The organism is Candidatus Pelagibacter sp. HIMB1636, from assembly GCF_052047675.1.
Taxonomy (GTDB): Bacteria; Pseudomonadota; Alphaproteobacteria; order Pelagibacterales; family Pelagibacteraceae; genus Pelagibacter.
The window spans coordinates 417,596-440,054 of the sequence record NZ_JBNAJP010000001.1; the positions used below are offsets into that span (position 1 = coordinate 417,596).

23 protein-coding genes and 1 tRNA gene are annotated in these 22,459 nt (G+C 29.0%); 18 read left to right on the forward strand and 6 right to left on the reverse strand.

What is annotated here, in order from left to right; all coding sequences use genetic code 11:
* Positions 1-5 precede the first annotated feature (5 nt).
* From gatC to ACTTA6_RS02190, 7 genes are read left to right on the forward strand one after another with little or no spacing between them, the layout of a single operon-like run.
* Complete coding sequence (gene gatC, locus ACTTA6_RS02160) at positions 6-293, forward strand: Asp-tRNA(Asn)/Glu-tRNA(Gln) amidotransferase subunit GatC (protein ID WP_075506772.1); 288 nt, start codon at positions 6-8, stop codon at positions 291-293.
* A complete protein-coding gene (gatA, locus tag ACTTA6_RS02165; protein ID WP_440614312.1) occupies positions 293-1,750 on the forward strand; it encodes an Asp-tRNA(Asn)/Glu-tRNA(Gln) amidotransferase subunit GatA in 1,458 nt (485 codons plus the stop codon). Before gatC ends, gatA begins: the two co-directional genes overlap by 1 nt.
* Positions 1,747-3,210 carry an Asp-tRNA(Asn)/Glu-tRNA(Gln) amidotransferase subunit GatB gene (gene gatB, locus ACTTA6_RS02170; RefSeq protein ID WP_440614313.1) on the forward strand — a complete coding sequence of 488 codons (1,464 nt, stop codon included), beginning with the start codon at positions 1,747-1,749 and terminating at the stop codon, positions 3,208-3,210. Before gatA ends, gatB begins: the two co-directional genes overlap by 4 nt.
* 4 nt (positions 3,211-3,214) lie before the next feature.
* Complete coding sequence (locus ACTTA6_RS02175; RefSeq protein WP_440614314.1) at positions 3,215-3,865, forward strand: O-methyltransferase; 651 nt, start codon at positions 3,215-3,217, stop codon at positions 3,863-3,865.
* Positions 3,865-4,770 carry an oxygen-dependent tRNA uridine(34) hydroxylase TrhO gene (gene trhO / locus ACTTA6_RS02180; RefSeq protein WP_440614315.1) on the forward strand — a complete coding sequence of 302 codons (906 nt, stop codon included), beginning with the start codon at positions 3,865-3,867 and terminating at the stop codon, positions 4,768-4,770. The genes ACTTA6_RS02175 and trhO overlap by 1 nt, the downstream gene beginning before the upstream one ends.
* A gap of 20 nt (positions 4,771-4,790) precedes the next feature.
* Positions 4,791-6,128, forward strand: a complete 1,338-nt coding sequence (locus ACTTA6_RS02185; protein WP_440614316.1) for an MATE family efflux transporter — start codon at positions 4,791-4,793, stop codon at positions 6,126-6,128.
* Positions 6,128-6,655 carry a thermonuclease family protein gene (locus tag ACTTA6_RS02190; RefSeq protein WP_440614317.1) on the forward strand — a complete coding sequence of 176 codons (528 nt, stop codon included), beginning with the start codon at positions 6,128-6,130 and terminating at the stop codon, positions 6,653-6,655. Before ACTTA6_RS02185 ends, ACTTA6_RS02190 begins: the two co-directional genes overlap by 1 nt.
* A gap of 3 nt (positions 6,656-6,658) precedes the next feature.
* Here ACTTA6_RS02190 and ACTTA6_RS02195 read toward each other — a convergent pair whose 3' ends face one another.
* From ACTTA6_RS02195 to ACTTA6_RS02210, 4 genes are read right to left on the reverse strand one after another with little or no spacing between them, the layout of a single operon-like run.
* The gene (locus ACTTA6_RS02195) at positions 6,659-7,222 is read right to left on the reverse strand and encodes a sarcosine oxidase subunit gamma (RefSeq protein WP_440614318.1); all 564 of its coding nucleotides are present in this window, start codon (positions 7,220-7,222) and stop codon (positions 6,659-6,661) included.
* Positions 7,215-10,220 carry a sarcosine oxidase subunit alpha family protein gene (locus ACTTA6_RS02200; protein ID WP_440614319.1) on the reverse strand — a complete coding sequence of 1,002 codons (3,006 nt, stop codon included), beginning with the start codon at positions 10,218-10,220 and terminating at the stop codon, positions 7,215-7,217. Before ACTTA6_RS02200 ends, ACTTA6_RS02195 begins: the two co-directional genes overlap by 8 nt.
* A 5-nt stretch (positions 10,221-10,225) precedes the next feature.
* Positions 10,226-10,501, reverse strand: coding sequence for a sarcosine oxidase subunit delta (locus tag ACTTA6_RS02205; protein ID WP_075506763.1), 276 nt, complete (start codon positions 10,499-10,501; stop codon positions 10,226-10,228).
* Positions 10,501-11,754, reverse strand: a complete 1,254-nt coding sequence (locus ACTTA6_RS02210) for a sarcosine oxidase subunit beta family protein (protein WP_440614320.1) — start codon at positions 11,752-11,754, stop codon at positions 10,501-10,503. The genes ACTTA6_RS02205 and ACTTA6_RS02210 overlap by 1 nt, the downstream gene beginning before the upstream one ends.
* A gap of 67 nt (positions 11,755-11,821) precedes the next feature.
* Here ACTTA6_RS02210 and ACTTA6_RS02215 point away from each other — a divergent pair.
* Positions 11,822-11,913, forward strand: a tRNA-Ser gene (locus tag ACTTA6_RS02215).
* Here ACTTA6_RS02215 and ACTTA6_RS02220 read toward each other — a convergent pair.
* Positions 11,914-14,100, reverse strand: a complete 2,187-nt coding sequence (locus ACTTA6_RS02220) for a lytic transglycosylase domain-containing protein (RefSeq protein ID WP_440614321.1) — start codon at positions 14,098-14,100, stop codon at positions 11,914-11,916. It abuts the tRNA gene before it with no gap.
* 43 nt (positions 14,101-14,143) lie between these two features.
* On the opposite strand from ACTTA6_RS02220, the gene dapA reads away from it, so the two are divergent.
* The 10 genes from dapA to recO are packed head-to-tail and all read left to right on the forward strand — an operon-like array spanning position 14,144 to position 21,466.
* Entirely contained in the window at positions 14,144-15,019 is an 876-nt protein-coding gene (gene dapA, locus ACTTA6_RS02225; protein ID WP_440614322.1) for a 4-hydroxy-tetrahydrodipicolinate synthase, read from the forward strand.
* Positions 15,019-15,489 carry an SsrA-binding protein SmpB gene (smpB, locus tag ACTTA6_RS02230; RefSeq protein ID WP_440614323.1) on the forward strand — a complete coding sequence of 157 codons (471 nt, stop codon included), beginning with the start codon at positions 15,019-15,021 and terminating at the stop codon, positions 15,487-15,489. The genes dapA and smpB overlap by 1 nt, the downstream gene beginning before the upstream one ends.
* The gene (folK, locus tag ACTTA6_RS02235) at positions 15,455-15,973 is read left to right on the forward strand and encodes a 2-amino-4-hydroxy-6-hydroxymethyldihydropteridine diphosphokinase (protein WP_440614324.1); all 519 of its coding nucleotides are present in this window, start codon (positions 15,455-15,457) and stop codon (positions 15,971-15,973) included. Before smpB ends, folK begins: the two co-directional genes overlap by 35 nt.
* 20 nt (positions 15,974-15,993) lie before the next feature.
* On the forward strand, positions 15,994-17,739 hold the full coding sequence (locus tag ACTTA6_RS02240; RefSeq protein WP_440614325.1) for a RelA/SpoT family protein: 1,746 nt from the start codon (positions 15,994-15,996) through the stop codon (positions 17,737-17,739).
* Complete coding sequence (gene pyrE / locus ACTTA6_RS02245) at positions 17,696-18,283, forward strand: orotate phosphoribosyltransferase (protein WP_075506756.1); 588 nt, start codon at positions 17,696-17,698, stop codon at positions 18,281-18,283. Before ACTTA6_RS02240 ends, pyrE begins: the two co-directional genes overlap by 44 nt.
* The gene (locus ACTTA6_RS02250) at positions 18,280-18,999 is read left to right on the forward strand and encodes a pyridoxine 5'-phosphate synthase (RefSeq protein WP_440614326.1); all 720 of its coding nucleotides are present in this window, start codon (positions 18,280-18,282) and stop codon (positions 18,997-18,999) included. The genes pyrE and ACTTA6_RS02250 overlap by 4 nt, the downstream gene beginning before the upstream one ends.
* A complete protein-coding gene (gene acpS / locus ACTTA6_RS02255) occupies positions 18,999-19,382 on the forward strand; it encodes a holo-ACP synthase (RefSeq protein ID WP_440614327.1) in 384 nt (127 codons plus the stop codon). Before ACTTA6_RS02250 ends, acpS begins: the two co-directional genes overlap by 1 nt.
* Positions 19,382-20,119, forward strand: a complete 738-nt coding sequence (gene lepB / locus ACTTA6_RS02260; RefSeq protein WP_440614328.1) for a signal peptidase I — start codon at positions 19,382-19,384, stop codon at positions 20,117-20,119. Before acpS ends, lepB begins: the two co-directional genes overlap by 1 nt.
* A complete protein-coding gene (gene rnc, locus ACTTA6_RS02265) occupies positions 20,119-20,784 on the forward strand; it encodes a ribonuclease III (protein ID WP_440614329.1) in 666 nt (221 codons plus the stop codon). The genes lepB and rnc overlap by 1 nt, the downstream gene beginning before the upstream one ends.
* A 1-nt stretch (position 20,785) precedes the next feature.
* Positions 20,786-21,466, forward strand: coding sequence for a DNA repair protein RecO (recO, locus tag ACTTA6_RS02270; RefSeq protein WP_440614330.1), 681 nt, complete (start codon positions 20,786-20,788; stop codon positions 21,464-21,466).
* Here recO and hemB read toward each other — a convergent pair whose 3' ends face one another.
* Positions 21,467-22,456, reverse strand: a complete 990-nt coding sequence (gene hemB / locus ACTTA6_RS02275; protein ID WP_075506750.1) for a porphobilinogen synthase — start codon at positions 22,454-22,456, stop codon at positions 21,467-21,469. It abuts the gene before it with no gap.
* Positions 22,457-22,459 lie beyond the last annotated feature (3 nt).

Here is a 22,459-nt window from a genome sequence, read left to right on the forward strand (position 1 = left end):
ATCATATGAGCATCGATCTTAAAACCATAAAGCATATATCTAAATTATCAAGAATTTCTGTAGATGAGAAAAAAGCTGAAAAACTTGCAAGTGATTTGAATTCAATTTTTGATTTTATTGAGAAACTTAATGAACTTAAAACTGAAAATGTTGAACCACTTACATCTGTGGCTGAAACAACTTTAAAATTAAGACCTGATGAAGTTAAAAGTAAAAATTTAAGGGAACAAATAATAAAAAATTCTCCAAAAGATAATGAAGACTATTTTGTTGTACCAAAAGTTATAGAATAATGTCTGATATAACCAAGCAAACACTTTCTGAATTAGTTAATAATATTAGAGAAAAAAAACTCTCTTCTTCAGAAGTTACTAGAGCTTTTGTTGATAGATCAGAAAAATCCAAAGAATTAAACACTTATATTACTGAAGATTTTAGTAATGCTATAGATAAAGCTAAAAAATTTGATGACAAACCAAATTTAGATTTAAAGTTACCAGGAATTCCTATGGCTGTAAAAGATTTATTTTGTACAGCTAATGTAAGAACAACAGCTGGTAGTAAAATATTAAATAATTTTATACCTACTTATGAGTCTACTGTTACTCAGAATATTTGGAATGAAGGAGCAATTCTTATTGGTAAATTAAATTGTGATGAATTTGCAATGGGATCTTCAAATGAAACAAGTTTTTTTGGAAATGTTCAAAACCCAATTGATAAAAATTTAGTTCCAGGTGGTTCATCTGGAGGTTCATCTTCTGCTGTAGCAGCACAACTAACACCAATTACAATTGGAACAGATACAGGTGGATCTATTAGACAACCGGCGTCATTTACAGGAACAGTGGGTTTAAAACCAACTTATGGTAGTTGTTCTAGATATGGAATAGTTGCTTTTGCATCTTCTCTTGATCAAGCTGGTCCAATGGCTCAAAATGTTAAAGATTGTGCTTTGTTGCAAGAGGTAATTAGCTCATATGATCAAAAGGACTCAACTTCTATTGATTTTAAAAGAAACCAATACAGCAAAGAATTAACAAAAGACATTAAAGGAAAAAAAATAGGTATACCAAAAGAATATAGAGTTGATGGAATGCCAAAAGAAATTGATGATCTTTGGCAGAAAGGTATTGAGTACGCTAAAGATTGTGGTGCAGAAATAATCGATATTTCTCTTCCACACACAAATTACGCTTTACCAACTTACTATATAGTGGCACCAGCTGAAGCATCTTCTAATCTTGCAAGATATGATGGTGTTAAATATGGTTTTAGAGCTGATGGAGAAAACCTAATTGATATGTATGAAAAAACTAGATCAGAGGGATTTGGAGCTGAAGTTCAAAGAAGAATAATGATAGGTACATATGTTTTATCTTCAGGTTATTACGATGCATATTATTTGAAAGCTCAAAAAGTTAGAAAACTAATTAAGAATGATTTTGATGAAGCGTACAAGAAAGTAGATGCAATATTGACTCCATCAACACCTAGTTCCGCTTTTAAAATTGGTGAAAAAACAAATGACCCAGTTTCAATGTACTTAAACGATATTTTTACTGTTCCAGTAAATTTAGCAGGTTTACCAGGAATTTCTATTCCTGCTGGTCATGACAGCAAAGGTTACCCTTTAGGTTTACAAATTATTGGAAAAGCATTCGATGAACAAAATATCTTAAACATTGCTTATGCAATGGAAGAAAAAATTAATTTTAAAAATAAAATTACCGATTGGTGGATTAAGTGAGCAAAGAAAAGTCAGAATATTTAATTAATAGAAATGACAATCAATACGAAGTTGTCATTGGTTTAGAGGTTCATGCTCAAGTACTTTCCCAATCAAAGTTATTTTCTACGTCAGCTACTAAATTTGGTGCTGAACCAAACACACAGGTAAGTTTAGTAGACGCTGCTTTTCCTGGAATGCTTCCAGTGATCAATGAATTTTGTGTTAAGCAAGCAATCAAAACTGGAATAGGATTAAAAGCTAAAATTAACAAAAGATCAGTATTTGATAGAAAAAATTATTTTTATGCTGATTTACCACAAGGATATCAAATCTCTCAATTTAAGGACCCAATAGTTGGTGAAGGTAAAGTTATTTTAGATATGCCAGATGGTCAAAAAGAGGTTGGTATTGAAAGATTACACTTAGAACAAGATGCGGGTAAAAGTATCCATGATTTAGATCCAAAAAACACCTTTGTTGATTTAAATAGATCAGGAGTAGCTTTAATGGAAATTGTTAGCAAACCAGATTTAAGATCACCAGAGGAAGTTAATGCTTATATTAAGAAATTAAGATCAATAATGCGATATTTAGGAACTTGTGATGGTAATATGCAAGAAGGATCTTTAAGAGCAGACGTTAATGTTTCTGTAAGAAAAAAAGGATCAAAAGATTTTGGTACCAGATGTGAAATTAAAAATGTCAATTCTATTAAATTCATGCAAATGGCAATCGAATATGAAGCAAATAGACAAGTTGATTTAATTGAAGATGGACAATCTGTTGATCAAGAAACAAGACTTTTTGATACTAAAAAAAATGAAACAAGATCCATGAGATCAAAAGAAGATGCTCATGATTATAGATATTTTCCAGACCCTGATTTATTACCATTAGAAGTTTCTGATGAATTCATAAATCAATTACAATCAGAAATACCAGAGTTACCTGATGAAAAGAAAAAGAGATTTATAGATCAATTTAAATTAACTCCATATGAAGCAAATATCATGGTTTCAGATATAGAAACCTCAAATTATTTTGAAGATGTTGTTAAAAAATCTGACGTTAAATTAGCAACAAACTGGATCATAGGTGAATTATTTGCTGCACTTAATGAAAAAAATTTAGAAATAACCGATAGTCCAATTAGTGCTGGTAATTTATCAAAATTAATTAATTTAATTAAGGATGGAACAATTTCTGGAAAAATTGCAAAAACTGTTTTTGAACAAATGATGGAAGGGGACAAGGATCCTAAGAAAATTGTTGAAGAAAAAGGTTTAAAACAAGAAAGCGATCCAAAAGCTTTAGAGGCTTTAATTGATAAAGTAATTGATAGTAATAGAGATAAAGCTACTGAATATAAATCTGGTAAAGTTAAATTATTTGGCTTCTTTGTTGGACAAGTAATGAAAGTTTCAGGTGGTAAAGCTAACCCTCAGCTAGTAAATGAGATTTTAAAGAAAAAACTTTAGGTTCATGGGCTCAGACCTAAAAATTAGCAACAAAATTCAAGAGTACATTTTAAATAATGGACTAGATATTCATCCAGTTCAAAAAGAAATCATTTCTTATAATGAGTCTCTGGGAGATATTAAAAGGATGCAAATATCTATCTCACAATCTCAATTTTTACATTTAATAGTAAAAATATCTAATGTTAAAAAAATACTAGAGATTGGTACTTTTACTGGCTTAAGTGCTTTATCAATGTCTCTTGCTTTACCAGAAGATGGTAGAATTATTGCTTTAGATAAAAATGAAGAAACTAACAAAATTGCAATAAAATTTTTTGAAAAAGCAAAACAAAGTCATAAAATTCAAACAATAATTAAACCTGCTTTAGAAAGTTTAAATGAATTAAAAGAAAACGATTTTGATTTAATTTTTATTGATGCTGATAAGAAAAATTATAAAGAATATTATGAAAAATCTTTAATATTATTAAAGAAACATGGCTTAATAATAATTGATAATGTTCTATGGTACGGTCAAGTTGTTGATGACAATTGTGATGACAAAATTACTTTAACTATTAAAGATTTTAACAATTATGTTTCTAAAGATAAAAGAGTTGAAAAAATTATAGTACCATTAGGAGATGGTATGACAGTTTGTAGAAAATTATAATGTTTGATGTTTTTGGATTTTATAAGTTTATTAAAATTTCTTATTTAAAGAAAAATCAAAAAATACTTCACGAGCAATTATTAAACACAAATATACGTGGAACAATTATTATTTCTAAAGAAGGTTTAAATGGAACAATTGCTGGAAAAAACAAAGACATTAAATTGATCAAAAATTATTTATACAAATTATTTAAATTTGAAAAATTTGATAGCATTAACAATTCAAAAAGCTCTTTTCAGCCGTTTCATAAACCAAAAGTAAAAATTAAAAAAGAAGTGGTTCCAATGAATTTAAGTTTAAAAAAGAGAATTAAAAAAAAGGATAGTCATGTTAACCCTCAAAAGTGGAACTCTTTAATAAAAGACAAAAAAACAGTCTTAATTGATGCAAGAAAACCTTTTGAATATAAAGTTGGAACTTTTAAAGGTTCAATTAATCCAGGTGTAGATAATTTTCGAGATTTTCCAAAATATCTTAAAAAATTAAAAAAAAATCAACCTATTGCTATGTTTTGTACTGGAGGTATTAGGTGTGAAAAAGCGTCAGTCTTTTTGGAAAATAAAGGATACAATAATGTCTACCAACTTAAGGGTGGTATTTTAAACTATTTAAAAAAAACAGACCCAAAAAAAAGTTTATGGAAAGGTGAGTGCTTCGTCTTTGATAACAGAATTAGTTTAAAGCATGGTTTGAAAATAGGTTCTTACTCAATGTGTAGTGGTTGTAGAAAGCCTATTTCTACAAAAGATAAAAAATCTAAAAAATATGAAGAAGGTGTTTCTTGTCCAAATTGTCACGATAATTTAACAAATGATCAAAAATCAAGATTTAGAATGAGACAAAAACAAATTAACCTTGCCAAAAAAACTGGAAAAAGTCATATCTTTCAAAAAGAATATTAAAATATTTTTAGTTTAAAGAAATGAATTTATTAAAAGATGAAGTCTCTCAACTTATAAAAAAACTTGCAATACCAGCAAGTGTTGGAACATTATTTCAAACATTATACACTTTAGTTGATACTTTTTATGCTGGGAAAATTTCGCCTGAAGCTTTATCTGCTTTAAGTAAATCCTTTCCAATCTACTTTCTAATTATTGCTACATCTATTGGTGTCACTGTTGCCGGTACTTCATTAATTGGAAGTAGTATTGGTGAAAAAAATGATAAAAATGTGTTAGGTTATTTTACAAATATCATTCTTTATTCAGTAATAATTTCAATAATTGTATCAATAATCGGTTTTAGTTTCTCTGAAAAATTATTTTTAACCATGAATTCATCAAGAGAAGTAATTACCCTTGGCCTTGAGTATACTAATGTAATATTTTATGGAACTATTCTCTTTATCATGGTTGTTGCTTTAAACTCATTTCTTCATGCTGAAGGAGATACAGTTACATATAGAAATGCTCTTATATTATCTTTTTTTTTAAACATTTTATTAAATCCAATATTTATATTTGGATTTTTATTTATCCCAGCTTTTGGTGTTGCCGGCATAGGTTATGCAACTTTGATTGCCCAATTTCTTTCTTTAATAATTGTTTTAATCAAATTGTTAAAAAATAATCGTATTAAAGAGATCACTATTCAAAAGTTTAAGATTAAATTTTTCTACATTAAAAACATTTTCTTCCAATCAATGCCAATCACAATAGCTATTCTTGGTTATTCAATTGCTGCAACGATTGTATTTACTTATGTTGCATTTACAGGAGAATATGCTGTAGCTGGTTATGGAGCAGCAACTAGGATAGAGCAGGTTGTCTTACTACCTGTATTAGGGATAAATACAGCAATAATATCAATTATTGCTCAGAATATAGGTGCGAAATATTATCATAGAGTAAAACAATCTTATTTTACATCAGTAAAATACGGCTTGATTATAATGTTAGCGTCTGGAGTTTTAGTATTTTTAACTGCAGATCTGATGCCAAAATTTTTCTCATCTAATACGGAAGTTATTGAATATGGGTCAATGTATTTAAAAATTTCTGCATTTATCTTACCAGCATACCCAATTTTTTTTCTATCAAATGGTTTTTTTATGGCTTTAAAAAAATCTGAGAAAGCAATGATTAACAATATATTAAGGAACGTTTTGGTTCCATTTTTATCTTATTATATAGCACGTTCTATTGATGCAGACTTTAAAACTTTTTTTTATATCTGGGCAATATTGCAATGGTTAATATCAATCTTACTATTCTTTTATGTTAAATATTATATTAACAATAAACTAACTACTGGTTAATGTTTTATACAAAAAAGAAATTGATAATTTTGATAATTATTTCATCTATATTTTTTATACTTACATACAACGATGTAAGATCTGAAAATATAAATAAAATATCGGGTTTTGCTAAAGTTGTTGATGGAGATACAATTAAAATCAATTCAAAAAAAATTAGATTATACGGTATTGATGCACCTGAAAAAAAACAAAAATGTAAAAAAACTTATTTAACAATATCTTTTATGTCTTTTACTAAAGATTATATGTGTGGAGAAGTATCTACTCAAAAGTTAATTAAAAAAATTAATAAACAAAAATTAAATTGTAATATTTTAGATGTTGACAGGTATAAAAGGTTAATAGGAGAGTGTTTTAAAAGAAATATAAATTTAAATTCTTGGATGGTTTCAAATGGTTATGCAGTAGCATATAGAAAGTATTCTAAAAAATATGTAACTGATGAAATTAATGCCAAAAATAATAAATTAGGCATTTGGCAAGGTAAATTTGAAATGCCATGGGATTACAGGCGAAAAAATTAATCTTTATAGTCTTGAAGAACTGTCTTCCATCCATTCCCAAAGATGTTTAGCAAATGATCTTCTGACAAATAAATTAACAAAATCTTTGTCTTTATTGTGAATAATAACATCTATGTGATTTAGCAAAGTTTGAGTAGTTGACCCTTTTTTTTCACGAAATAAGTTAAAATTAAAAGGACATCCTGAGGAAAAAAGTTCATATATTTTTTCACCTTTTATCTCTAATTGAACAAATTGGTCAGTTACATCAGTTACTGCTCCTAATGATGTTTTTGAAATATTGTTAAATAATATATCATTTAATTGGTATGTATTGGTTTCTTTGCTAGTAGTCTCATTTGATACAATCATCCATTCATCTGGACTTAACCATATCGCAGTAAGTTTATCACTAGATGAGGATGTATTTGCTTCTGTTGGCAAAATCATATTTAAAGTTTTTCCTACATTTGTAAAAAATTCTCTTGTTTTGCCTCTTAAATTTAATTTCATTATTGGTGCAATTTCTTTTATGGACACACCGTTGTTATTAATTTCACTATTTGTTACTTGATTATAACTAAGCATTTAATCTTTCATTAGTTTGATCAAAAAATACTGGATTTGAAACAGTTACATTAATTGTTTTATCTTCCATAGGGATAAATAGTTTTTTACCCATCATATCTTTCCCACCTCTGACAACAGCTAGGGCTATAGATTTATTTAAATTAGGGCTAAAGTAACTTGATGTTACATGACCAAGCATTTCAACAGGACTTTTATTTAGTTCAGAAACAATTTGTGCTCCTTCCTCTAATACAACATTAGGGTCATCTGTTAATAATCCCACCAATTGTTTTCTGTCTTCTCTCATAGTATCTGATCTGTAAAGAGATCTTTTGCCAATAAAATCATATTTCTTTTTACTAACAATCCAATCCATCTGTAAATCTATTGGTGTCATTGTTCCGTCTGTATCTTGGCCAACAATAATAAAACCTTTTTCAGCTCTTAGTAAATGCATCGTTTCTGTACCATAAGGAGTAATATTAAATTCTTTACCAGCCTCAATACATTTCTCCCATAGATCTTTTCCATAACTTGCTTGCACGTTAATTTCAAAACTTTGCTCACCAGTGAAACTTATTCTCATAATTCTGCAAACAATGCTTCCGATTTTTGCTTCTTTAAAAGACATGTGTGGAAAATTTTCATCAGACAAATCTAAATCAGGAATAATTTTTTTTAGGATTTTTTTACTATTTGGGCCACACAAACTTGCTGTAGCAAATTGATCTGTAACTGAAGTTAAATATACATCTAATTCTGGCCATTCAGTTTGAAGGTAATCCTCTAATTTTCCAAGAACATTTGCTGCACCACCAGTTGTTGTTGTCATTAGATAGTGATTTTCGCCTAAACGTGTAGTAACACCATCATCATATACCATACCATCTTCATTTAACATTAAGCCATATCTACATTTGCCAATACCAAGTTTTGACCATGCATTTGTATAAACTCTATTTAAAAACTCTGAGGCATCACTTCCTTGTATATCAATCTTACCAAGTGTGGACGCATCCAATATTCCTGAACTTTCTCTTGCAGCTTTGCTTTCTCTTTGAACTGCTTGGTGCATAGTTTCACCATTGATAGGGTAGTACCAAGCTCTTTTCCATTGACCAACATTTTCAAATTCTGCTCTATTTTCAACATGCCAATCATTCATAGGTGTTCTTCTAAAAATATCAAAAAACTTACCAACATTACGTCCTACAATTGTTCCAAATGTTAAAGGAGTATAAGGAGGTCTAAAAGTAGTCGTTCCAAGTTCTCCCATCTTAACACCTGCTGTATCTGCTATTATTCCCAAAGCATGCATATTTCCTAATTTTCCTTGATCAGTTCCCATCCCAGTTGTTGTATATCTTTTGACATGTTCGATAGATCTGAAACCCTCTCTTAGTGCTAATTTTATATCCTTTGCAGTTGCATCATTTTGAAAATCAACAAAAGGCTTAGTTTTGCCTAAAGTTTTATCAGACGGTAATAACCATATATTTCTTTTTGAAATTTCTTGGTCGTTATTAACAGTAATATTTTCAAAATCTGTTTTATTTATATCTAAAAAATCTTTTAGTTTTTCATTTAAGTTTTTAAGTATTTCATCAAGCTTAAAATCCCCACAACAAGATCCAACACTTATTTGATCTGAATTATTTTTATTTGGAATAAATATTTTTTTATCCTCATCAAAAGCAAGTTTGCTACCTGACTGAGTATATAGGTGAACAGCCGGAGTCCATCCACCAGCAACCCCCAAACAATCACATAAAATAGAAATTTTATTTCCAGTTACTGAAGTTCCATCATTTGATAGTTTCATTATTGAGACATTGTTTAATCTTTTATAACCAGAGGTATCAACAACTGTATGTTCCCAGTATATCTTTATACCTGCATCAATAACTCTTTTTTCTAAATTTGTTTTGGATTGCTTTCTAATATCAACTACTGCTTCAACTTTGATACCTTTATCGTTTAATGAAAGTGCACTTTCATATGCACTGTCATTATTTGTAAAAAATACAATCTTTCTACCACAGGCTACACCGTAAAAATCACTATATTTTTTAATTGCAGAAGAAAGCATTATCCCAGGTCTATCATTATTATTAAATACCATCGGTCTTTCCAAAGCACCTGTTGCTAAAATCACCTTCTTTGCTCTTATTTTAAGTAACCTTTGTCTAATTTTATTTGTCTTATCTTTTTTTTCTAAATGATCTGTTAAATTCTCTCTTGCTAGTAAATAATTATATTGATGGTACGCAGCAACACTTGTTCTAGTTTTTATTTCTAAATTTTTAATATTTTTAAGTTCTTCAATTTCTTTTTTTAACCATTCAGATGAAATTTTGTTATCAATTTTATTACTTTCATTGTTTTCATAAATAGTTGATCCTCCCAATTCATTTTTTTCATCTAAAAGTAAAGTTTTGTAGTTATTCTTTGCAGCATTTTTAGCTGCTAGAATTCCAGATATACCTGCGCCAACTACAAGAACATCACAATGAATATTTCTGTGATCATAAATGTCAGGATCGTTTGATGTTGGAGATTTCCCCAGTCCTGCTGAGTGTCTTATAAAGTATTCATATTTTTCCCAGAAGCTTGCAGGCCACATAAATGTTTTGTAATAAAATCCTGCAGGAAGTAGGGGTGATAAAAAATTATTTATTCCACCAATATCAAAGTTTACACTTGGCCAGCAATTTTGACTTGATGCCTCCATACCTTCATATATTTCAACTTCAGTTGCCCTAACATTTGGTTCAGTTCTATTAGTATTGGGATTAATTTGAACAATTGCATTGGGCTCCTCAGAACCTGATGTCATTATACCTCTTGGTCTGTGGTATTTAAAACTCCTACCTACTAAATGAACATTATTTGCCAATAAAGCAGAAGCAAGCGTGTCTCCTTTAAATCCATAATAAGTTGTACCATTAAATTTAAATGAAACTCTTGTTGTTTCATCAATATATTGACTAGATTTAACTCTTAAATTTTCTGACATTTGTTTTATATCGAAGGGGGTTTTTCTCCCATTTTATAGATTGCTTTAATCTCATCATTCGAAGTGTCTCTAATCATATTAAACCATTTACGACAACCATGAGCATGGTTCCATCTTTCATATTGAACACCTTTAATATTTTTTCTCATAAATAAATATTCTGCCCATTCATCATCACTAAGTTCTGTCGGTTGTTTTGGTCTTTCAATATGAGCTTCACCACCAGCTTTAAATTCTTGCTGATCTCTCTCACCACAATATGGACAATTAATAACAAACATTAGTGAGCAACTGCTGCAGCGCCATGTTCATCAACAAGGTCTCCACTTACAAATCTATTTAAATTAAATGCTGCGTTGAGTTTGTGTGGCTCATCATTAGCAATTGTGTGTGCAAACAAATCTCCTGATCCAGGTGTAGCTTTAAAACCCCCTGTACCCCAACCACAATTAAAATAAAGTCCTTTGATAGAAGTTTTACTTATTATTGGACTTGCATCAGGACATATATCCACAATTCCTCCCCATTGTCTTAGCATTCTCATTCGGCTGAATATTGGATACAATTCTAAAATAGCATTTAGAGTACCTTCAACTATTTGATGACTTCCTTTCTGAGTGTATGAAACATAATCATCTGTTCCAGCGCCAATAACTAATTCACCTTTATCAGATTGACTTACATAAGCGTGTACAGCATTTGACATAACAACTGTATCAATAATTGGTTTCACCGGTTCCGACACTAGTGCTTGAAGAGGTTTACTTTCTAGAGGAAGTCTTATTCCAGCCATATTAGCGATCACACTTGAATGTCCAGCTGCCACAACTCCAATTTTTTTTGTTTTAATAAATCCTTTTGTAGTTTCTAGACCTTCAACATTATCACCATTTCTTTTTATACCTTTTACTTCACAATTTTGAATTATATCAACACCCATTTCATCAGCACCTCTAGCATAACCCCAGGCAACAGCATCATGTCTTGCTGTACCAGCTCTTCTTTGCAATGTACCACCAAGTACAGGATATCTTATATCTTGAGATGTATTTATAATTGGACAAAACTTTTTAACTTCTTCTGTGCTCAAATAAACAGCATCAATGCCATTTAGTCTATTTGCGTGTGTTCTTCTTTTTAAATCTCTTACATCTTGCAAATTGTGAGCAAGATTCATTACACCTCTTTGACTAAACATTACATTGTAGTTTAACTCTTGAGATAATCCCTCCCAAATTTTTAGAGCGTGATCATAAAGTCCAGCACTAGCGTCCCATAAATAATTTGATCTAATAATTGTAGTGTTACGACCAGTGTTTCCTCCACCAATCCATCCTTTTTCAACAACGGCAATATTTTTCATATTGTGTTTTTTTGCTAAATAGTATGCTGTCGCTAAACCATGACCACCTCCACCAACTATAACAGCATCATACTCTTTTTTTGGAGTAGGGTCTTTCCATGCTCTTTGCCAATTCTCATGGTATGAAAGAGCGTTTTTGATTAATGAAAATACTGAGTATTTATTTCCCATAATAATCGAATAATTACTTTATAAATATTGAATTTTCAATAAAATCACTTATTACACAATGTCATACGGAGAGATGGGTGAGAGGCTGAAACCAGTCGTTTGCTAAATGACCGTGCGAGGAAACTTGTACCGAGGGTTCGAATCCCTCTCTCTCCGCCACTAATATAAAGGCTGATCTTTAAAAAAATCTTTCATTACTATTGGGTTTTGTTCCAGCACATATCTGTAAACATTATAATTTTCCAATACACGCTGAACATAGTTTCTAGTCTCTCTAAATTTAATCAGCTCAACCCAATCAACATAATTTATTTGTTTTTTTTGTGGATCCTTATTTAATTTTTTCCAATATTTAACTCTATTTGGGCCAGCATTGTACGCAGCTATTGCAAATGGATAAGCCCCATCATATTGCTGAATTAAACCAGCAATATAATGAGACCCTAAATTTATATTGTACTCTGGATCGGTTGTTAATCGAGATTTTGCGTAAGGAAGCTTTGCTTGTTTAGCAACTAATTTTGCTGTGTAAGGCATTAATTGCATTAAACCTTTTGCACCCGCATGACTATTTGCTTTTAAATCAAATTCACTTTCTTGTCTTATAATTGATAAAATTAATGCGCTTTCAGGAATCTTTCTTCCATTAATGTATTTAGGTGTGCTTATTAATGGATAATTGTATTTGTTATGAAATCTTTTTTGATAAGAGGCAATTTTTGATACTTGTATTGCAAAATCATATCTACTGATACTTGTAGCAAGTTCAGCAGCTAAAAGTTCACTGCCTTCAGAAACGTTATCATTAGCAAGATGTCTTAAGATGAATTTTGTATACTTGTCTTTATCTAACTCATGTAAAAGATGTGTAATTTTTACTAATTCTTTATTAAAAAAAGCTTTTCTATATTCATCTTCAACCAACATTGTTTTATCAAGTTCAAATTTTCCATTAGGATTAATTTTTAAAAATGCTAGTTGTCCGTAATATGTAGTTAAATATTTTGTAGCCTCTTTATACCATTTTTCCGATTGATCCTTATCTTTTAGTTTTTCATATGATCTACCTAACCAATATGCGCCCCTAGAAACACTTATTGGATAATTAACATTATCAAAAAAGTTTTTAAAATGATCTTTAGCAAGAAGTGGATCATTTAAAAAACTTAGTGCTATCCAACCACTCATCCATTCTGCCTCTGCAAATTCAGACCCTTCAGACATTCCGTGATTGCTACTAATTTTATAAGCTAGTTCATATTGTTTTTTATAAATTAACTTTCGAGAAATAATTTCTCTTTCTTTCCACCATTTATCAGGTCTAACTAAATAATCTTTATCATTTCTTATCTTGAGCAAAATTTCAGTAGAAGACTCCAATCGTCCTTTTTTTCTCCTCCACTTTAAACGATCATAATTTAATCCAGCATCATTTTTAAATTTATTTGGAACATTTTTGATTGCTTGATCTACTCCGTATCCCTTGGTCATCAAAATATGTCTTGCTGTATAGAGCAATTCATAGTCTTTAGGTAAATATCTGATTAGTCTTTTTAAATCCCAATGATCACTATTCCATGCAAGATGATCAGCTCTCTTAATATAGTCATTTGCATCAAGATATTTTTTATATTTTTTTCTGAAAAACCTTAACTCACTTTTTGATAAATCTGCAGAAATCCATCCATTTTTAATTAGAGCAATACCTTTTGCTTTATCTCCTGATAAAATATGACTTTCACCTAAAATCATCTTACCATATCCACTTAAAGGTTCATTTTTTGAAAACCAATTGATTATTTTTCTTGGAGAAACTTTTTCCGTAGAAAGTTTATGCTCAGCCAAATATCTCAATCTATCTATTCTTGGATAATCTGAATTTTCTTCGATAAAGACTTGGTAATCAAAAAATGACTCTTGATTACCTGTAGTTAATAAATGTCTCCATTTTATAAAATTATATATAGATCTATCTTTAGCTTTTTTTGAGATTTTAATTGCAGATTTCCACTGGCCTTTTTGCATTTCACCAATGGCTTTTTTTGCAATCCCAAAATCTTTTTTATTATAAAATTTAGAAATTTTTACTGTTTCTGAATTAATTAATCCTCTAATAACTGGTTTTTTTTTAGGTAAAAGAAAACTAAGTTTGGTTTCTTTTTTAGCTACCTTTTTCTCAACTTTAACTTTTGAAGGTTTTTTTAGAGGTTTGATTGTGTTTAATATTATTTTTTTATTTAATTCCTCAGAGGATAGCGATGGTTTTTTTAAAGGTACAATCTGTGCACCACTGAAATTAAAGCTAATCAAGGAAGTTATTATTAAAAATAATAATTTTTTAATCATAATCTTTTGGTATATGAATCTTTAAACTATGTTATAAGTATTTATGTTCAAAGGATCAAATGTTGCTTTAATTACGCCGTTTAAAAACAATCTCTTAGATGAGGAGGCGTATATTAAATTAATACATTTTCATATTGAAAATGGAACTAGTGGGCTTGTACCTGCTGGTACAACAGGAGAATCCCCAACATTAAGTCATGATGAACATCAAAAAGTAATTGATCTCTGCATAAAAGAAAGTAATGGAAAAATTCCAGTTATAGCTGGAACAGGTTCAAATTCTACTGAGGAAGCTATTTCTTTAACTTCACACGCTGAAAAGGCAGGTGCAAATGGTGCTCTAATCGTAACACCTTATTATAATAAACCTACTCAAGAAGGTTTGTACCAGCATTATAAAGCTATAAATGACAAATGTGGGATACCAATAATAATTTATAATATTCCAGGTAGATCAGTTATTGATATGAATGTTGATACAATGGCAAGACTGTTCGAGTTAAAAAATATAGTTGGTGTAAAAGATGCCACTGGAGATTTGGACAGAGTTGATCAACAGTTATCAAAAATGGGTAAAGAATTTATTCAATTGACTGGTAATGATGACAATGCACTAGAATTTAATAAAAGAGGTGGAGTAGGCGCAATAAGTGTAACAGCAAACATAGCGCCAAAACTTTGTTCAGATTTTCAAAAATTTTCTAAATCTGAAAATGATATCAGTGAAGCTGAAAAATTAGATAAAATTTTACAGCCAATTCATCATTCAATGTTTGTTGAAAGTAATCCTAGTCCAGTAAAATATGCTGCTAAATTATTAAATCTGTGCGAAGATGATGTTAGATTGCCTCTGGTAAAAGTTACCGATCAAACTAAGGAAATTGTTAAAAAGTCTCTTCAGTCAGCAAAATTGATTTAATGAACAAAAAAACCAATTCTGGTTTAAAAATAATTTGTTTAAATAGGAAAGCTAGTTTTAATTATTTTTTTGAGGATATTTTAGAAGCAGGAATTGTTCTTAAAGGTTCTGAAATTAAATCAGTAAGAGATGGAAAAGTTAATATAGCAGACTCTTATGCAGTTGAAAAAAATGGAGAAATAATTTTAATTAATTCTCATATTTCACCTTACAAACAAGCAAGTTATTCCAATCATAACCCAACCGATGAAAGAAAGTTGCTACTAAATAAAAGAGAAATAAACAAATTGATTGGAAAAATGCAAAGAGATGGCTTTACTATTGTTCCAACAAAAATGTATTTTAAAAAAGGAAAGGCCAAAATTGAATTAGCAGTTGCTAAAGGAAAGAAGGAATACGATAAAAGAGCAACAAAAAAGAACAGAGACTGGAACCGTGAAAAGGCAAGATATATCAGAAAATCAAGCTAAAATTGTTTACTTAGGTATTGGCTCTAATTTGGGTGATAGAAAAAAAAATATAGAAATTGCAAAATCTCATTTAAGCGAAAATAATCTAGATTTTTTATCTATCTCAAGTTTTTATGAAACACCTTCTTGGCCGGACCCCAAAAAACCTAAATTTTTAAATGTAGTTATCAAGGCAAAGTTTTGTTTTGATCCTGAAAGTCTCCTTAAAATATGTAAGAAAATTGAAATTTTACTAGGAAGAAAAAAAGGTAAAAAAAATGATCCACGTATTTGTGATATTGACATTATTGATTTTAATAAAAAGATTTTAAAAGTAAAAAACAAATTAACTTTGCCTCATAAACTTATGCATAAAAGAAATTTTGTACTCATCCCTTTTTTTGAAATTCAAAAAGAATGGCATCATCCAATTATTAAAAAAGATCTTAAAAGCTTGATTTCTTCACTCTCTCAAGCAGACATTAGGTCTATTAAACAAATTTAAATTAATGTTATAATAGGGTTATGCTAAATTCTAATGAACTAATTAATAAAGTTAAAAATTATAATAAATTTTTAAATCCTGAAAAATTAGATAAAGCTTATAATTTTGCCGTAAAGGCCCATAAGAGTCAAAAAAGAGCTTCCGGTGATCCTTACTCTGTACATCCAATTGAAGTTGCAAATATTTTAACAGAGTTAAAATTAGACAGTGCTACAATTGCCACTGGGTTATTGCATGACACTATTGAAGATACCTTTGCAACTTATGAAACAATAAAAGCTGAATTTGGTGATGAGGTTGCTGACTTAGTAGATGGTGTCACTAAAATATCTGTTTTTGAAAATACAGCTGGATCAAATTCTAAAGTAGAAAACTTTAGAAAATTAATTTTAGCAACATCAAAAGATATTAGAGTTTTATTAGTAAAAATTGCAGACAGATTGCACAACATGAGAACGATTAAAGCAATTACTAAAGTGGAAAAAAGACAAAGGATTGCTCAAGAAACAATGGAAATTTATGCTCCATTGGCAGACAGAATGGGTATGCACAGAATACGTGATGAGCTTGAAGATTTATCGTTTGAAATTTTAAATTACGATGCGAGAAAATTAATAAAAAAAAGACTTGATGAAATAAAATTAGATAGAAAAGATATTTTTGAAGAACAATCATATGAACTCAGTGAAATATTGAATGATCACGAAATTAATGCTGAAATTTATGGAAGAGAAAAAACTCCATTTTCAATATGGAGAAAAGTTCAAAAAAAAAGAGTTTCATTAGAGCAGATAACAGACATCATTGGCTTTAGAATTATACTAGATACTATTGATGACTGTTATAAAACTCTTGGTATATTTCATAAGAAATGGAACTGTATTCCTGGTAAATTTAAAGATTACATCTCTTCGCCCAAAATAAATGGATATAAGTCAATTCATACTTCAGTTATTGGTTCAAATAAAAAGCCTATAGAGATTCAAATTAGAACTAAAGAAATGCATGACTTTGCACAAAGAGGTGTTGCATCGCATTGGCAATATAAATCTTCTGAAAAATTTAATTCATTAAGTTGGAAAGAGTATGATTGGTTAAAAGATTTAGTGGAGATTATTGAAAAAAATGAAAATCCTGAGGACTCTTATGAATATACAAAGCTTCAAATGTTTCAGGAAAATGTCTTTTGCTTCACACCAAAAGGATCTGTAATTAAATTGCCAAAAGATGCAACAGCAATTGATTTTGCTTATGCTGTTCACACTAAAATTGGTAATTCCGCAATTGGTTGTGAAGTAAATGGAAATAACTGTGAATTACAAACAATATTAAGAAATGGTGATAGGGTTAACATTCTCACATCTAAAAATAGTTCACCATCTCTGCATTGGATACCTACCACCAAAACAGGTAAAGCAAGAGCTGCTATTAGAAGATATTGGCATGACAAAGGTGAACAAAAAGAGGAAAAAACAAAAAAATATAACACTACACTTTGGATTTCATTACCTGATAAACCCGGTCAACTTGGTGATATAAGTTCTTTAATTGGAAGTCATAAACTTAACATTTCTAATTTAGAGATGGCGGGTAAAAATCCAAACTATATTAATTTTAAATTTAGATTAATAATCAGAAATCTTAAGAATTTTACAAATTTTATTGCAGAGCTAAAGCAAAAAGGTATAAAATTTAAGATAATTAGACACGAAGAAAAAAGAAATGCTTTCACTCAAAAAATCCTTAAATATTTTAAAAAAGACTGATGCGTTATTAGAAGGACATTTTGTTTTATCCTCAGGACTACACTCTCCAAAGTATATTCAATGTGCTAAACTTTTAAGCTTTCCTTATTTAGCTGAAAAAATTTGCAAATCACTAGCAAATAAAATTAAAAAAAATTTTAAAAAAATAGATTTAATACTCGCTCCTGCTATGGGTGGTGTAATAATAGGCTATGAAATTGGTAAAATTTTAAAAAAAGAAACAATTTTTTGCGAAAGGGTGAATGGAAAATTTACTCTCAGAAGAGGTTTTAGTATAAAAAAGGGAGCAAGAGTTTTAATTATAGAAGATGTGATTACGACAGGTAAATCTAGTTTGGAATGCGTAAAACTTATAAAAAAATCAAATGCAAGACTTGTTGGATTTGCTTCTATAATTGACAGATCAACAAAAAAATCTCTGAAAATAAAAAATAAAATTGTTTCTCATTTAAAAATAGATGTGCCTAGCTATAACCTTAAAAATATACCTAAATCTCTAAAATCAATTCCCATTACTACTCCAGGAAGTAGATTTATTAAGTGAAAAGATTAGGTGTAAATATAGATCATATTGCAACACTGCGTAATGCACGTGGTGAAAAACATCCTAATCCAGTATTTGCAGCAAAAAAAGTTATAAAATTGGGTGCAGACTCCGTAACTATTCATTTGAGAGAAGATAGAAGGCACATAAATGATTTAGATACTAAAGAGATTTGTGCTTTGAACAAAGTGTTAGTGAATCTTGAAGTCTCAATGAATAGTGAAATAATTAAAAAAGCTTTACGATATAAACCAAATTACATTTGTATTGTTCCAGAAAACAGAAAAGAAATAACCACAGAAGGTGGTTTAAATCTAAAAGATAATTATAAAAAATTAAAAGAAATAATTTTCAAATTTAAAAAGTCAAATATTAGAACTAGTTTATTTATCAACCCCAACTTAAATGATATTAAACTTTCAAAAAAATTAAATGTGGATTGTGTTGAAATCCACACTGGAAAACTAGCTAATTATGTTAAATCGCATAAAAATTTTTCAAGCGAATTAAATAGAATTAAAAAAAGCTCAAAACTTGCATCTAAGCTAGATATAGAAGTACATGCAGGTCATGGTTTAGATTACAAGACTACTAAAATTTTAACAAAAATTAAAGAAATCGAGGAATTCAACATAGGACATTTTATTATTGGAGAGTCGATATTTTATGGTCTACCCAAAGTAATTAAAGATTTTAAAAAAATTATTAAAAATTAATGAAAATTTTAGGTATTGGAGTTGATATAATTGAAAATAAAAGAATTAAAGAAGCTATAAAAAATAAATCTTTTATTAATCGAGTTTATAGTGTGAGAGAGCAAAGACAATCAAACTTAATAAAGAATAAAGTGGCTTTTTTTTCAAAAAGATTTGCAGCAAAAGAAGCATTTGCCAAAGCTTTGGGTACCGGATTTAGAATGAAATTGAACTTTAAAGATATAGAAGTAGTTAACGATAAAATGGGTAAACCAAATTATGTTACAAACAAAAAAATCACCAAAATGATCCAAAATAAATTTAAAATTAAAAAATATAATTGTTTTCTATCCATTTCGGATGAAAAAAAATATTCAACAGCATTTGCTATTATTCAATCATAATGAAATTAGATAAAAAATTTTTTTCAGAAAATATAAAAACTTTATTTTATGCTTTGATAATTGCAGTAATAATTAGATCACTTTTAGTGCAACCTTTTTATATACCTTCTTCTTCGATGGAACCCACATTACTTGTAGGTGATAGATTATTTGTTACAAAATATTCTTATGGGTATAGTAAACATTCTTTCCCTTTTAGTCCGCCAATACTTAGTAAAAGAATAATGTTTAAAAGTCCTGAAAGAGGGGATGTAATTGTATTTAAAACACCAGCTGACAATAGAACAGATTATATAAAACGTTTAATTGGGTTGCCAGGAGATAAAATTCAGTTTATTGACGCCAATCTATATTTAAATAGTAGCGAAATACTTAAATCTAAAATCCCACTTAAAACAAAAATTTATTGTGGTGACACAACAATAGATGTCTTAAAGTTTGAGGAAAAATTACCTAACGGTAAAAAATTTCATACAGTTTATTTAAAAAATTATACATATCAAAATTCAGATGTTTTTACAGTTCCAGATGATCATTATTTCTTTTTGGGTGATAATAGAGATTGTTCTAAGGATAGTAGATTTCTTTCAAGTGTTGGTTATGTTCATAAAGATAACCTGGTTGGTAAGGCTCAATTTATTTTTTTTTCATCTGATAAAAAAATAGGAAGTTTTATTGAATTTTGGAAATGGCATAAATCTATAAGATTTAAAAGAACCTTTAATGTTATTGATTAATGAAAATAAAGCATCAAGAACTAGAAAAAAAAATAAATATAGTTTTTAAAAACAAAAATTTATTAGACCAATCTCTTACTCATAAAAGTTTTAATTCCTCTAAAAATAATGAGAAAATTGAATTTTTAGGTGATCGTGTACTAGGACTGGTCATGGCTAAAAAATTATTAGAAATTTATCCCAATGAAAAAGAGGGAATACTTGATAAGAAATTTGCTTCACTTGTTAATAAAAAATCTTGTCTTGAAATTGCAAAATCAATTAATTTAGAAAAATATATTAAAACTTTTAATCCAAGAAATAAAAAAATAAAAATTGAAGATAAAATTATTGCAGATAGTTGTGAAGCTTTAATAGGAGCAATTTATCTCGATAAAGGCTTTAATATTGTTGAAAAATTTATTTTAAAGCAGTGGGAAGCAAAAATTAGCGATAGTATTGTTACCGAAATTGATGCCAAAACCAAGTTACAAGAACAAACATTAAAAAAATTTAAAAGTCTTCCTAAATATAAATTAATCTCAAATACTGGTCCAAGACACAAACCTGTATTTAAAGTAGGGGTAAAATTACCCAATACAAAATACTTTATTGGCATTGGCAATTCCAAAAAAAATGCCGAGCAAAGTGCAGCTACAGAGTGTTTAAATAGTTTCAATAAATAATATGAATTGGTCTGATGAAGGTTTTTTAATAAGTAAAAATAGATATAACGAAAACTCCTTAATTGTAGAAATTTTCACCAAAGAAAAAGGTAAAGTATCAGGCATCATATTTGGTGGAACATCAAAAAAAATTAAAAATTATCTGCAAATAGGAAATAAGTTGCATGTTAATTATAATTCAAAAAATGAGAATAAGATTGGCTATTTTAAAGTTGAAATTTTAAATGCTTACAGCCCTTTGTATTTTGATGATAGACAAAAATTATCATGCTTAACTTCTGCAATGAATTTGATTAAAATTTTAACAGCAGACGCACAATCAAATGAAAAAGTTTTTTTCATAATTCAGAATTTTTTTTTAATTTTACAAGATAAAAATTGGTTAAAAAAATATATTTTTTGGGAATTAGAATTACTCAAAATATTAGGTTATGATTTAGAATTAGAAAACTTAGTAGAGAAAGATACTGAAAATAACGAAACTGTTTACTATGTTTCATCATCAAATGAAAAAAAATATGTTCCAAACTTTCTTATTGAAAAAGATAAAGAGGTTGAAGATATTAAAATTTTACTAAAAGGTTTGAAGTTAGTTAATGACTATCTAGATAAAACAATTTTAAAACCAAATAATATTAATTTTCCAAACAATAGATTGTTATTTCTAAATACTTTAAGGTGATTACTTTATTATTTTGTCAATTCGATCAGCGTAATAACTCACAATCGCATTTGCACCAGCTCTTTTAAAAGATACTAAACTTTCATACACTGCATCTTTATTTACAAGGTTTTTATTAATAGCATTTTCTATTAGACTGTACTCACCAGATACTTGATATGCAAAAACTGGGATTTTGAATTTTTCTTTAATTGATTTAATTATATCCAAATATGGCATTCCTGGTTTAACCATAACCATATCAGCTCCTTCTTTTATATCCAAAGCAACTTCTCTTAATGCTTCATCAGAATTTCTAAAATCCATTTGATATGTTTTTTTATCACCCTTTAATGAACTTTTTGATCCCACAGCATCTCTAAAGGGACCATAAAAGCTGGATGCATATTTTGCTGCATAAGATAAAATCTGAACGTCTTGGAAATTGTTTTGATCGATTGCTTTTCTAATTTTACTAATCCTTCCATCCATCATATCTGATGGAGCTAAAACATCACAACCCATTTCAGCTTGAAGTAAAGATTGGTTTATTAAAACTTGTATTGTTTCATCATTTAAAATTTTATTAGATTTGATTAATCCGTCATGTCCATGAGAGGTATAAGGATCTAATGCAACATCACACATAATTCCAATTTGATTTTTGTATTTTTTTTTAATCATTCTTGATGCTCTACAAACAAGATTATTTTCATTGAGCGCTTCTGATCCTAGTTCATTTTTTAATGACTTTTTTGTGTTTGGGAAAAGGGCAACCATCGGAATTCCTTTGCTTATCGCTTTATCAATAATTTGACCGATTCTATCCACTGAATACCTGTAGACGCCAGGCATTGATTTTATATGTTGTTTTTTATTTACTCCATCAATAAGAAAAATTGGAAGAATAAAATCATTAGGACTTAGGGTATTTTCCTGTATTAGTTTTCTAGTCCAAGAAGATTTTCTGTTTCTTCTTAATCTTAGGCTTGGATATTTTCCTACAATCATGTT

Coding starts and splice junctions, on each gene's coding strand:
- ACTTA6_RS02220 (WP_440614321.1), bottom strand. CDS start 14,100: ATGATTAAAAAATTATTATTTTTAATAATAACTTCCTTGATTAGCTTT.
- ACTTA6_RS02175 (WP_440614314.1), top strand. CDS start 3,215: ATGGGCTCAGACCTAAAAATTAGCAACAAAATTCAAGAGTACATTTTA.
- gatC (WP_075506772.1), top strand. CDS start 6: ATGAGCATCGATCTTAAAACCATAAAGCATATATCTAAATTATCAAGA.
- acpS (WP_440614327.1), top strand. CDS start 18,999: ATGAAAATTTTAGGTATTGGAGTTGATATAATTGAAAATAAAAGAATT.
- ACTTA6_RS02200 (WP_440614319.1), bottom strand. CDS start 10,220: ATGTCAGAAAATTTAAGAGTTAAATCTAGTCAATATATTGATGAAACA.
- trhO (WP_440614315.1), top strand. CDS start 3,865: ATGTTTGATGTTTTTGGATTTTATAAGTTTATTAAAATTTCTTATTTA.
- ACTTA6_RS02185 (WP_440614316.1), top strand. CDS start 4,791: ATGAATTTATTAAAAGATGAAGTCTCTCAACTTATAAAAAAACTTGCA.
- dapA (WP_440614322.1), top strand. CDS start 14,144: ATGTTCAAAGGATCAAATGTTGCTTTAATTACGCCGTTTAAAAACAAT.
- ACTTA6_RS02190 (WP_440614317.1), top strand. CDS start 6,128: ATGTTTTATACAAAAAAGAAATTGATAATTTTGATAATTATTTCATCT.
- gatA (WP_440614312.1), top strand. CDS start 293: ATGTCTGATATAACCAAGCAAACACTTTCTGAATTAGTTAATAATATT.
- hemB (WP_075506750.1), bottom strand. CDS start 22,456: ATGATTGTAGGAAAATATCCAAGCCTAAGATTAAGAAGAAACAGAAAA.
- ACTTA6_RS02210 (WP_440614320.1), bottom strand. CDS start 11,754: ATGGGAAATAAATACTCAGTATTTTCATTAATCAAAAACGCTCTTTCA.
- ACTTA6_RS02195 (WP_440614318.1), bottom strand. CDS start 7,222: ATGCTTAGTTATAATCAAGTAACAAATAGTGAAATTAATAACAACGGT.
- pyrE (WP_075506756.1), top strand. CDS start 17,696: ATGCTTTCACTCAAAAAATCCTTAAATATTTTAAAAAAGACTGATGCG.
- rnc (WP_440614329.1), top strand. CDS start 20,119: ATGAAAATAAAGCATCAAGAACTAGAAAAAAAAATAAATATAGTTTTT.
- lepB (WP_440614328.1), top strand. CDS start 19,382: ATGAAATTAGATAAAAAATTTTTTTCAGAAAATATAAAAACTTTATTT.
- ACTTA6_RS02240 (WP_440614325.1), top strand. CDS start 15,994: ATGCTAAATTCTAATGAACTAATTAATAAAGTTAAAAATTATAATAAA.
- ACTTA6_RS02205 (WP_075506763.1), bottom strand. CDS start 10,501: ATGTTTGTTATTAATTGTCCATATTGTGGTGAGAGAGATCAGCAAGAA.
- smpB (WP_440614323.1), top strand. CDS start 15,019: ATGAACAAAAAAACCAATTCTGGTTTAAAAATAATTTGTTTAAATAGG.
- recO (WP_440614330.1), top strand. CDS start 20,786: ATGAATTGGTCTGATGAAGGTTTTTTAATAAGTAAAAATAGATATAAC.